Source organism: Dyella sp. GSA-30, from assembly GCF_027924605.1.
Lineage (GTDB): Bacteria > Pseudomonadota > Gammaproteobacteria > Xanthomonadales > Rhodanobacteraceae > GSA-30.
This window is the reverse complement of sequence record NZ_AP027042.1, coordinates 3,860,012-3,872,837: the sequence shown is the minus strand read 5'-3', so window position 1 is coordinate 3,872,837 and position 12,826 is coordinate 3,860,012. Positions and strand designations below refer to the sequence as shown.

General features: G+C 61.3%; 1 protein-coding gene (only partly in view). It reads left to right on the top strand.

Going from position 1 to position 12,826, the window contains the following annotated elements:
• A protein-coding gene (locus tag QMG46_RS16400; RefSeq protein ID WP_281848917.1) for a non-ribosomal peptide synthase/polyketide synthase crosses the window boundary here: on the top strand, window positions 1-12,826 show its 3' portion. 27,083 nt of this gene lie to the left of the window's left edge; only the last 12,826 of its 39,909 coding nucleotides appear in the window; its start codon lies off the left edge, out of view; its stop codon occupies window positions 12,824-12,826.

Sequence of the window (12,826 nt, the reverse complement as noted above, 5' to 3'; positions counted from 1 at the left end):
CTGCATTGGCACGCCGATTGCGAATCGCAATCGTAGCGAAATCGAAAACCTGATCGGCTTCTTCGTGAACACGCTGGTGCTGCGTACCCATGTCGACCTGACGCGCGATTTCCACAGCTTGTTGCAACAGGTGCGTCGAGACACGCTCGCGGCCTATGCCCATCAGGACGTGCCGTTCGAGCAGCTGGTCGAGGCGCTGCAGCCCGAGCGGCACACCAGCTATACGCCGTTGTTTCAGGTAATGCTGGTATTGCAGAACATGCCGATGGACGAGTTGAGCTTGCCTGGTCTGTCGATGAAGCTGCTGGAGAGCGAAAGTGCGACGGCCAAGTTCGATATCACCCTGACCCTGACCGAAGGCAGGGATGGTTTGCAGGGAAGCTTCGAATACAGCACCGAGTTGTTCGAGGCAAACACGATCGCTCGCATGGCAGAGCATTTCACGCATTTGCTGCAGGCGATTGTGACTGAGCCGGAACAAGCTGTCGGTGAATTGTCCATGCTATCCACCGACGAGCGTCAATATTTGCTGCATGGGTTCAACGACACGGCCAAGGTCTATCCGAACGTCCAGCCCGCGACGCCGACGCTGCACCAGCTGTTCGAAGCCCAGGTGGTACGCAGCCCGTCGCGTGAAGCGGTAACCTACGATGGCGTCTCGCTCAGTTACGCCGAGCTCAATGCGCGTGCCAATCGCCTGGCCCGCCATCTGCGTCATCTGGGTGTCGGTCCGGACACGCTGGTAGGGCTGTGCACCGAGCGCTCGATCGAGATGATCGTCGGCCTGTACGGCATTCTGAAAGCCGGTGCGGCATATGTGCCGCTGGACCCGAGCTATCCGTCCGATCGCCTGGCCACCATCGTGGCCGATGCGCGACCGGTGGCGATCCTGACCCAACAGCACGTGCGCGATACCGTTCCGGCGATGCCGGGCTTGCCGGTGTTCTGCCTCGATAGCGATGCCGATACGCTGGCCGGTTACGACGACGGCAACCTGGATCACGACACGCAGCCGGCCAACCTGGCCTATGTGATCTACACCTCCGGCTCGACCGGCAAGCCCAAAGGCGTGGGCATCGACCAGCAAGGCATCGTCAATCGCCTGCAGTGGATGCAGGAGGCCTATCCGCTGACGGCGTCCGACCGGGTCTTGCAGAAGACGCCCTTCAGTTTCGATGTATCGGTGTGGGAGTTCTTCTGGCCGTTGATCGAAGGCGCGACCCTGGTGGTGGCCAAGCCTGGGGGTCACCAGGATGTGGCCTATCTGGCCGAGCTGATCGATGCGCAGCACATCACGACCTTGCACTTCGTGCCACCGATGCTGGAGGTGTTCCTCAACGAAGCGAAGGCCGGTTGCGGCGCGTCGCTGCGCCAGGTGATGTGCAGCGGCCAGGCGTTGCCGCTGGAGCTGCAACAACGCTTCTTTGCCACCTGGGATCATGTAGCGCTGCACAACCTGTACGGTCCGACCGAGGCGTCGGTCGACGTGACGTACTACCCGTGCGAGAAAGACAGCCCGCTTCACTGCGTGCCGATCGGTCGACCGATCGCCAATATCCAGATTCATATCCTGGACGAAGCGTTCAACCCGGTGCCGGTCGGTGTGGTGGGCCATCTGTTTATCGCAGGCATCGGCTTGGCACGTGGCTATATCAATCGTCCGGACCTGACCGCGCAGAGCTTTATCCCCAACCCCTTCAGTGCCACCCCGGGCGCCCGCATGTACCGTTCGGGCGACCTGGCGCGCTATCTGCCGGATGGCCAGATCGACTACCTGGGCCGTAGCGACCATCAGGTGAAGATACGTGGCTTGCGTATCGAACTGGGCGAGATCGAATCGACCCTGGCCGCGCTCGATGCGGTGCGCGATGTGGTGGTGCTGGCCCGTCCGGACGAGCGAAACATCCCGCGGCTGGTGGCGTACCTGGTGGCACACGACGGGCAGGTTCTGCCCGAGACGGCGGCCCTGCGTACGACGCTATTGCAGACGCTGCCGGACTATATGGTGCCGGAGTACATCGTCGCGCTCGATGCGATGCCGCTGACGTCCAACGGCAAGGTCGATCGCAAGTCGTTGCCCGCACCGGACATGGTGCAGAACGAGGCCATCTATGTCGCGCCGCGTACCGCGATCGAGCAGGTTATCGCGGAGATATGGGCCGACGTCCTGAAGTTGGACAAGGTGGGCGTATTCGACGATTTCTTCCGGTTGGGCGGTCACTCGCTACTGGCCATTGCACTTATCGAGCGGATGCGGCGCGTCGAGCTGTCGGTAGATATCAAGACGTTCTTTGTCGAGCCGACCGTCGCAGCTTTGGCTCTGGCGGCGAACAACGGCTGGAACGACGTCGTCGTACCTGCCAACGGCATTCCCGAGGGGTGTGTGCAGATCACGCCCGAGATGGTCACCCTGACCAAACTGAGCGCTGACGACATTGCCCGGATCGTCGACAACGTGCCGGGCGGTGCCCCCAATATCAAGGACATCTATCCGTTGTCGCCGGCACAGGAGGGCATTCTGTTTCATCACCTGATGGCGGAAGAACGCGATGCCTATGTGATGGAAATGCTGCTGGCCTTCGACACGCGTGCCCATCTCGATCATTTCGTCGCGGCGCTCGAAACGGTTATCGCCAGGCACGATGTGCTACGTACCTCCGTCTTGTGGGAGGGGCTTGCCGAGCCGGTGCAGGTGGTGTGGCGACGTGCGCTGCTCATGATCGAGGATGCGATTCTGGAGCAGGGCGATGACGTGGCCGCGCAACTGAGCGCGCGTTACAACCCGCAGAACTATCGCCTGGACGTTCGGCATGCCCCTCTGATCAGGGGCTTTGTTGCCGAGGACAAGATGCAAGGTCGTTGGCTGATGCAGGTGATGTTGCATCACCTGATCGACGACAACACCTCGCTCAAGCTGCTGGCGACAGAGCTCAAGGCCATCCTCGACGGGCAAGGGCAGAGCTTGTCCGAGCCGCTGCCCTACCGCAATTTTGTAGCCCAGGCACGATCGGGCGTGAGCCGGGCCGAGCACGAAACGTTTTTCCGCACGATGCTGGCGCACATCGATGAACCCACCGCGCCGTTTGGCTTGCTGGATGTGCAGGGCGACGGCATCGATATCGCCGAAGCGCACCGTCAGGTCGAACCGGCGCTGGCGCAGCGACTGCGGCAGCAAGCCAGAAAGCTTGGCGTAAGCGTCGCCAGCCTGATGCATCTGGCGTGGGCGCAAGTGCTGTCGCGCGTTTCCGGCCGACAAGAGGTCGTGTTCGGCACGGTACTGTTTGGCCGCATGCAAAGCGGCGAGGGCGCAGACAGGGTGCTGGGCATTTTCATCAATACGCTGCCGGTATGCATACAGACCGGACCCAAGCGCGTGATCGATGGCGTGCGCAATACCCACGTACTGCTGACGAAACTGTTGCGCCACGAGCACGCGCCGTTGGCATTGGCGCAGCGCGCAAGCGGGATCGCAGCGCCTACGCCGCTGTTTTCGGCATTGCTCAATTATCGCCACAATGTCGGCGCGGATGCTGTCAGCTCGGATGACCTGGTCGGCATGCAATTGATCGGCATGAAGGAGCGCACCAACTATCCCTGCGTGCTGTCGGTAGATGACGCAGGCGATGCCATGGGTCTGATCGTTCAGATTCCCGGTGAGGAACAGGCGCAGCGAATGGCTGGCTATGTTCACGCGGCGATCGAGCAGTTGATAGCGGCACTTGACGACGATCCGATGGCATCGCTGGACAGCCTTGAAGTGATGCCAATCGAAGAACGTCATTACGTGCTGCATGGGTTCAACGACACGGCCAAGGTCTATCCGAACGTCCAGGCCGAGACCCAGACGCTGCACCAGCTGTTCGAAGCCCAGGTGGTACGTAGCCCGTTACGTGAAGCGGTAACGTATGACGGCGTGTCGCTCAGTTACGCCGAGCTCAATGCGCGTGCCAATCGCCTGGCCCGCCATCTGCGTCATCTGGGTGTCGGTCCGGACACGCTGGTAGGGCTGTGCACCGAGCGCTCGATCGAGATGATCGTCGGCCTGTACGGCATTCTGAAAGCCGGTGCGGCATATGTGCCGCTGGACCCGAGCTATCCGTCCGATCGCCTGGCCACCATCGTGGCCGATGCGCGACCGGTGGCGATCCTGACCCAACAGCACGTGCGCGATACCGTTCCGGCGATGCCGGGCTTGCCGGTGTTCTGCCTCGATAGCGATGCCGATACGCTGGCCGGTTACGACGACGGCAACCTGGATCACGACACGCAGCCGGCCAACCTGGCCTATGTGATCTACACCTCCGGCTCGACCGGCAAGCCCAAAGGCGTGGGCATCGACCAGCAAGGCATCGTCAATCGCCTGCAGTGGATGCAGGAGGCCTATCCGCTGACGGCGTCCGACCGGGTCTTGCAGAAGACGCCCTTCAGTTTCGATGTATCGGTGTGGGAGTTCTTCTGGCCGTTGATCGAAGGCGCGACCCTGGTGGTGGCCAAGCCTGGGGGTCACCAGGATGTGGCCTATCTGGCCGAGCTGATCGATGCGCAGCACATCACGACCTTGCACTTCGTGCCACCGATGCTGGAGGTGTTCCTCAACGAAGCGAAGGCCGGTTGCGGCGCGTCGCTGCGCCAGGTGATGTGCAGCGGCCAGGCGTTGCCGCTGGAGCTGCAACAACGCTTCTTTGCCACCTGGGATCATGTAGCGCTGCACAACCTGTACGGTCCGACCGAGGCGTCGGTCGACGTGACGTACTACCCGTGCGAGAAAGACAGCCCGCTTCACTGCGTGCCGATCGGTCGACCGATCGCCAATATCCAGATTCATATCCTGGACGAAGCGTTCAACCCGGTGCCGGTCGGTGTGGTGGGCCATCTGTTTATCGCAGGCATCGGCTTGGCACGTGGCTATATCAATCGTCCGGACCTGACCGCGCAGAGCTTTATCCCGAACCCCTTCAGTGCCACCCCCGGCGCCCGCATGTACCGTTCGGGCGACCTGGCGCGCTATCTGCCGGATGGCCAGATCGAGTACCTGGGCCGTAGCGATCATCAGGTGAAGATACGTGGTCTGCGTATCGAACTGGGCGAGATCGAATCGACCCTGGCCGCGCTCGATGCGGTGCGCGATGTGGTGGTGCTGGCCCGTCCGGACGAGCGAAACATCCAGCGGCTGGTGGCGTACCTGGTGGCGCACGACGGGCAGGTTCTGCCCGAGACTGGCGCCTTGCGGACGACGCTGTTGCAGACGCTGCCGGACTATATGGTGCCGGAGTACATCGTCGCGCTCGATGCGATGCCGTTGACGTCCAACGGCAAGGTCGACCGCAAGTCGTTGCCCGCACCGAACATGGTGCAGAACGAGGCTATCTATGTCGCGCCGCGTACCGCGACTGAGCAAGCCCTGGCAGCGATCTGGGTCGATCTGTTGCAAGTGGCTCAAGTCGGTATCCACGACGGCTTCTTTGCCCTGGGCGGCCATTCGTTATTGGCGACGCAGCTGATGTCGCGTATCGAAACTGTGTTCGAGGTCAGGCTGCCGCTGCGCACTATCTTCGAGACCCCTGTACTGGCGGATATGGCGGCATTGATCGCGCCGGCCGATGCCGGGACACCGGAAGTATCGCCGTCGACTCCGGAGTCAGAAGAAGCTTTCCCCCTGTCCTTTGCGCAACAACGATTGTGGTTCCTGGATCAACTGGAAACCGGCAGCTCGGCATACAACATGCCACTGGCGGTCCGGTTGAGCGGAAAGTTGAATCGCGAGGCATTGCAGGAGGCTCTGAATGGCGTCGTAAGCCGGCATGACGCCTTGCGCGCTTACTTCGAGAGTTCGGATGGCTTGCCTGTGCAACGTATCCGATCACGCGCGCAATGGGTGCTCGAGCACCATGACCTGCGCGCTTTGACAGCGCAGGAGCGTGAAGCGAAGGCGCAGTCGCTGAAGCTCGATCAGGCACGCGGCGCCTTCGATCTGGAAACCGGACCCTTGGTCCGGGGTGGTCTGTTGCAAATGGCCGAGCAGGAACATCTGCTGTTGTTGACCATGCACCACATCGTGTCCGACGGCTGGTCGCTGGGTATCCTCGTGCGCGAGGTGGCGTCGTTATACGCCAGCCATGCGCTCGGCATGCCTTCGTCGCTACCGGCGCTGCCCCTGCGCTATGTCGACTTTGCCCATGCGCAGCAACAGCGCTCAGGCGGCGATCTCATGGACGGGCAGCTTGATTATTGGCGGCGGCAGCTGGCCGGCAGTCCCAAGTTACTGGCCTTGCCCACGGATCGCCCACGTCCCGCCGCACAGACGCAATCGGGTGCGATTTTGCCGTACGTCATTGCGCCGGAACTTGCGCTCAAGCTGCAGACGTTGAGCAGAAAAGCGCAAAGCACCTTGTTCATGACCTTGTGCGCTGCATTCAACGTTCTGCTCGCCCGCTACTCGGGGCAGGACGATATTTGCATCGGCACGCCGATCGCCAATCGCAATCGCTCCGACGTCGAAGGCTTGATCGGCTTCTTCGTCAATACGCTTGTTCTGCGCACCCAGGTGGATCTGCATCTCGGGTTTAACGAGCTGTTGGAGCAGGTGCGAACGCATACGCTCGATGCCTATACGCACCAGGACGTGCCGTTCGAGCAGCTCGTCGAGGCCTTGCAACCCGAGCGGCATCCCAGCTACACACCGTTGTTTCAGGTCATGCTGATCCTGCAGAACGCGCCGATGACCCGGTTGTCATTGCCCGGCCTGCAACTGGAGCTGGTTCCCAGCGAAAGCGCTACCGCGAAATTCGATCTGACACTGGAGTTGACCGAGGCAAAGGACGGCCTGTACGGGCATTTCGAATACAACACCGATCTGTTCGACGCTGGCACCATTGAGCGCCTCGCAGCTCATTTCACGCGTCTGCTGCAAGCCATCGTGTCCAACCCGACCGACCCGCTTGGCAGCCTTGTCATGCTCAGCGATAGCGAGCGTCATCGCATGTTGTCCGAATGGAACGACACCGCGGTGGCATGGCCATCCGCAGTGCAGGCGATCCAGGGGTTGTTCGAGGCACAAACGGCGCGCACGCCCGATAGCGTGGCAGTGATGCACGAAGGGTGCGCGCTCAGTTATGCCGAACTCAATCGACGAGCCAATCGGCTGGCACATTACCTCAGAGGGCAGGGCATAAGTCCGGATGTGCTGGTCGGCATATGCATGACCCGCACGCCCGAGATGATCGTGAGCATGCTTGGGGTATTGAAGGCCGGCGGTGCCTATGTGCCGCTTGACCCCGGTTATCCCCTGGATCGCATCACGACCATGCTGGTCGATGCTCAGCCCGCCGTGTTGTTGACGCAACGGCATCTGCTGTCAGGTCTTCCGACTGTGTCTGGCATGACCACTTTCTGTATGGATGCAGACGCTGCGTTGCTGAGTGCCTATCGCGACGATGATCCGACTGGCGTCAGTCGGCCTGGCGACCTCGCTTACGTGATCTACACGTCCGGATCGACCGGCAAACCCAAAGGTGTGGCGATCCAGCATCGCAATGCTGTCACGTTCATTCATTGGGCTTTGGCTACGTTCGATGGCGACAGCCTCGACAAGGTGCTGGCATCGACGTCGATCTGTTTCGACCTTTCCATCTTCGAGATCTTCGGCCCCTTGAGCCGGGGCGGTTCGTCCTGGCTGGTCGATAATATTCTCGATTTCGCGGAGCGTGCGGACACGTTGCCGGTCACCCTGATCAACACGGTGCCCTCGGCGATGGCTGAGGTGCATCGGAACAAGACGCTCCCTGCGTCGGTGAAGGTCGTCAACCTGGCCGGCGAGGCGTTGTCCAACACGCTGGTGCAGTCGCTCTATCGGCAGGCATCGGTCGAGAAAATCTACAACCTGTATGGCCCGTCGGAAGACACGACGTATTCGACCTTTACGCTGGTGGAGAAGGGTTCGAGCACGCCGGTGTCGATCGGTCGTCCGATTGCCAATACACAGACGTATATTCTCGACGCCCAAGGAGAGCCCGTTCCAATGGGCGTCGCCGGTGAGTTGTTCATTGCCGGTGACGGGCTGGCCCGTGGCTATCTGAAACGGCCCGAACTGACGGCGGAGAAGTTCGTCCCCAACCCCTTCAGTGCCATGCCAGGCGCGCGGATGTATCGCACCGGCGACCTGGTTCAGTATCGGGCGGACGGCCAGATCGAGTATCTGGGACGCATCGATCACCAGGTCAAGATTCGCGGCTTCCGCGTCGAGTTGGGCGAGATCGAGGCCGCGTTGCAGACCCTGGCCAGCGAAGTGGTGGTGCTGGCGCGCGAGGACAACGCGGGTGACAAGCGATTGGTTGCCTATCTCGTGGCACACCAGGGGCGGCCATTGCCGCATGAGGCGCAGCTGCGTGCGGTTTTGTCGCAGACATTGCCCGACTACATGGTGCCACGTCATTTCGTGGTACTCGAGCAGATGCCGTTGACGCCCAATGGCAAGGTCAATCGAAGCGCGCTACCTGCTCCCGACATGGCGCGAAGCGATGAGGGTTATGTCGCGCCACGCACACCGGCCGAGCAATGCATGGCCGATATCTGGGCGGATGTCCTCAAGCTCGACAAGGTCGGCATCCATGACAACTTCTTTGAGTCGGGCGGCCATTCGCTGCTGGCGACGCAGCTTATGTCGCGGATACGGCAAGCGTTACAGGTCGAGCTACCTTTGCGTGCCCTGTTCGACGCACCGACGATTGCTGGTCTGCTAAGTGTGCGTGGGGGCGATGTCGATCTCAGTGTGCCGTCGTTGCTACCCATTGACAGGCACGGGCCGCTGGCGCTGTCGTTTGCCCAGGCGCGGTTGTGGTTCCTGGATCAGCTGGAACGCCAGAACGCACTCTATAACATCCCCATGGTGATTCGCCTGAAAGGGCAACTGAAGGTGGATGCTTTGTCCCGTGCACTCAACGAAATCGTGCGTCGCCACGAAGCACTGCGTACGCGCTTCGCCGACCACGATGATTCGCCCGTACAGGTGGTCATGCCTTCGACGATCCTGCCGTTGGCCATCAACGACTTGCGGGAGTTGCCACCCGGCGAACGAGTGACGCGGGCGAGATGGTTGTCGATGGACGAGGCGCAGACGCCCTTCGACCTGGAAACGGATCTATTGATTCGCGGTGCCTTGCTGCGATTGGACGAGCAGGAGCATCTATTGCTTCTGACGATGCACCACATCATCTCCGATGGCTGGTCGTTTGCCGTGCTGGTACGCGAGATCGCAGCAATCTATACCGCCTATGCGCAAGATCTGCCATCGCCGCTGCCTGAGTTGCCGGTCCAATATGCGGACTTTGCCCACTGGCAACGGGCATGGTTGAGCGGTGGTGTGCTGGAACGGCAGTTGAGCTACTGGAAGCAACAGTTGGCCGATAGCCCGGCCTTGTTGGCCCTGCCGACGGACCGGCCACGCTCATCGCTGCCAGGTCGCGCTGGTGCGACCCGTTCGTTCACGGTGCCGGCGGCGCTGGTGTCGGAATTACAGATGCTCGGGCATCGAACGCAGAGCACGCTGTTCATGACGCTATGCGCGGCCTTCAATGTGTTGCTGGCGCGTTATTCCGGCCAGAGCGATATCTGCATCGGCACGCCGATCGCCAATCGCAATCGGGCCGAGGTCGAAGACCTGATCGGCTTCTTCGTCAATACCCTGGTATTGCGTACCCAGGTCGATCTCTCGCTCAATTTCCACAGCCTGTTGCAACAGGTGCGACAGCACACGCTGGATGCCTATGCGCACCAGGATGTGCCGTTCGAGCAACTGGTCGAAGCCTTGCAGCCGGAACGCCATACCAGTTATTCGCCACTGTTCCAGGTGATGCTGGTGCTGCAGAACGTGCCGATGGACGAGCTGGCCTTGCCAGGCCTGTCGATGAACCTGCTGGCTCATGAAAGTGCCATGGCCAAGTTCGATATCACGTTGACCTTGACCGAAGAGCGTGACGGCCTGCATGGCAGCTTTGAATACAGCACCGAGCTGTTCGATGCGCGCACGATCGAACACATGGCGGGACATTTCACCCAACTGCTGCAGGCGATTGTGGTCGAGCCGGAACGCGCCGTCGGTCAGTTGGCCATGTTGGGCGAGGCCGAACGCCATCAACTGGTCGCCACCTTCAACGCGACCGACACTGTGTACCCGCATGTCCACGCGCTGCATGAGCTGTTCGAAGTACAGGTGGCACGGACTCCCGACGAGATAGCCGTCATAGCCGAGGACGTGTCATTGAGCTACGCGGAACTCAATGCCCAGGCCAACCGCGTGGCACGTCATCTGCGTCAACGGGGCGTGGGACCGGACGTGCTGGTGGGGCTGTGCGTCGAACGTTCGGTAGCGATGATCGTCGGCATGCTTGGCGTGTGGAAGGCGGGCGGCGCGTATGTGCCGCTGGATCCGGCGTATCCGCCGGAGCGGCTGGCCACGATCCTGGATGACGCCAAGCCGGCGGTGGTCCTGACCCAGCAACATCTGCGGGATCGCGTGCCGACGGTATCGGGTTCGACGGTGCTCTGCCTGGACGGTGATGAAGATACGTTGCACAGCTATGCGGATGACAATCTGGACAATCAGAGCTCAGCCACCCGCATGGCCTACGTGCTCTACACCTCCGGCTCTACCGGCAAGCCCAAGGGTGTGATGGTGGCCCACGGCTCGCTGTCGAATTACGTGTGGCATGCCGTGCGTGAGTACCTCGGCGAAGACATCGTCGGCTCGGTGGTAAGTTCCCCGCTGGGCTTCGATGCGACGGTCACGACCTTGCTGCCCCCGCTGATGGTGGGCAAGCCGATGGTATTGCTGGCCGATGACGAGCGGACCTTGCCGCAACTATCAGAGAGGTTGTTCGCTTCGGGCGCGCCCTGGTTGTTCAAGATCACCCCGGCCCACCTGGAAGCGCTGTCCTATATGGATCGTGCCGAAGCGGCAGGCGATGCAGCTCACTGCATTGTGATCGGCGGCGAGCAGCTGACCCTGGCGACGTTACGTCGCTGGAAGGGCGAACTGCTGCCGGCGGCCACCTTTGTGAACGAGTACGGCCCGACCGAGGCGACCGTGGGCTGCAGCATCTGGCCGCTCTCGGACGCGGCAGTGCTGGAGACACTGGAGGGTGTCGCGGCACCGATCGGACGGGCGATCGGCAATACCCAGTTGTATGTGCTGGGCGAGGGCATGCAGTTGCAGCCGATGGGCAGCGTGGGCGAGCTGTATATCGGTGGCGATGGTGTGGCGCTGGGTTACCTCGGTCGTGCATCGCTCACCGAAGAGCGTTTTGTCGCCGATCCGTTCACGGACAAGCCTGGAGCGCGTCTCTATCGCACGGGCGATCTGGTCCGTTACCGGGCCGATGGCGAGCTGGAGTTCCTGGGTCGTGGCGACGATCAGGTCAAGCTGCGCGGCTTCCGGATCGAGCTGGGCGAGATCGAGCAGCAGCTGGCGAATTTGCCCGACGTGCAGGCAGCGACGGTGATGCTGCGCGAAGACATCCCGGGCGAGAAGCGGCTGGTGGCGTATGTGGTGCCGTCGCAGGACCGCGGGCAGGTAGCGGCCTATCGCACCGGCCTGGCACAACGGCTACCGGACTACATGCTGCCCAGCAGCTATGTGATCCTGGAGGCGCTGCCGCTTACGGTAAACGGCAAGGTGGATCGCAAGGCGCTTCCCGTGCCGGACCTGACGCAAAGCGATGCCGTCCACCTCGCCCCGCGGACACCGACCGAGCAGATCATCGCCGACATCTGGATCGATGTGCTGAAGGTGAAGCAGATCAGCGTGTCCGATGATTTCTTCCGGCTCGGCGGACACTCCTTGCTGGCGGTGCAGCTGGTGTCTCAGTTGCGCAAGCGAGCGGGCATCGATTTGGAGTTGCGTCATCTGTTTACTCATCCGACGCTGGGTGCACTGGCGGCGTTTGTCGATGCAAGCAAGCCGCCGTCTCGACATCCGAACCTGGTTCCCATTCGGTCTCACGGCCACGCGACGCCACTGTTCCTGATTCACCCCATTGGTGGTGAGGTCCAGTATGCGTTCGACCTGGCACGGTATCTGGATGCCGATCAGCCGGTGTATGCCCTGGCAGCGAGTGGTATCGCCGCGGGCGAAACGCCTCAGGCAAGCATCGTCGACATGGCGCGCACTTATCTGGATGCCATGCGGCAGGTGCAGGCCTCGGGCCCATATCTCATCGCTGGCTGGTCGCTGGGCGGCATGATTGCGTATGAGATCGCTCATCAACTGCTTGCGATGGGGGAGACCGTCAACTTCGTCGGCATGATCGATACAGGTAGTGCTCCGTTCTTGCAGGCTCATTGGCGAACACAAAACGTCGCGGAAATTAATGAGTGCACTGCGTTGTTGAACTGGATTGTCGATCAGCGCCCAGGCGTGGCCGATGCACGCCAACATCCTGCATATGACGAACTGATCGCATTCGCCCAGAGCAACGACATCGATGCCATGCTTTCGGCGGCTCAACATCATGCCTTGCTTCCCACGCAACTCGACATGGAACTGATGAGGCGGATACTGGCGGTCTACCGAGCCGGTGCAAACGCAGCCTGTGCTTATCAGGCGCCATCCGTCGCGGCGACGCTGACTTTCTTCGCCACGGATCGCGCCGTGGGAGAAGACCCCGCCTTGGGCTGGCGAGATCAGCCAGGAGCGCACGTTGAAGTGGTGACTGTCGGCGGTAACCACCTATCGATCGTGAAGCCGCCTTACATTGAAAAGCTTGCACGCGAATTGTCGAGCAGGCTCAAGCATCACGTGCCAAACGACGAGCTATCGGTTGCCGGAAAATAG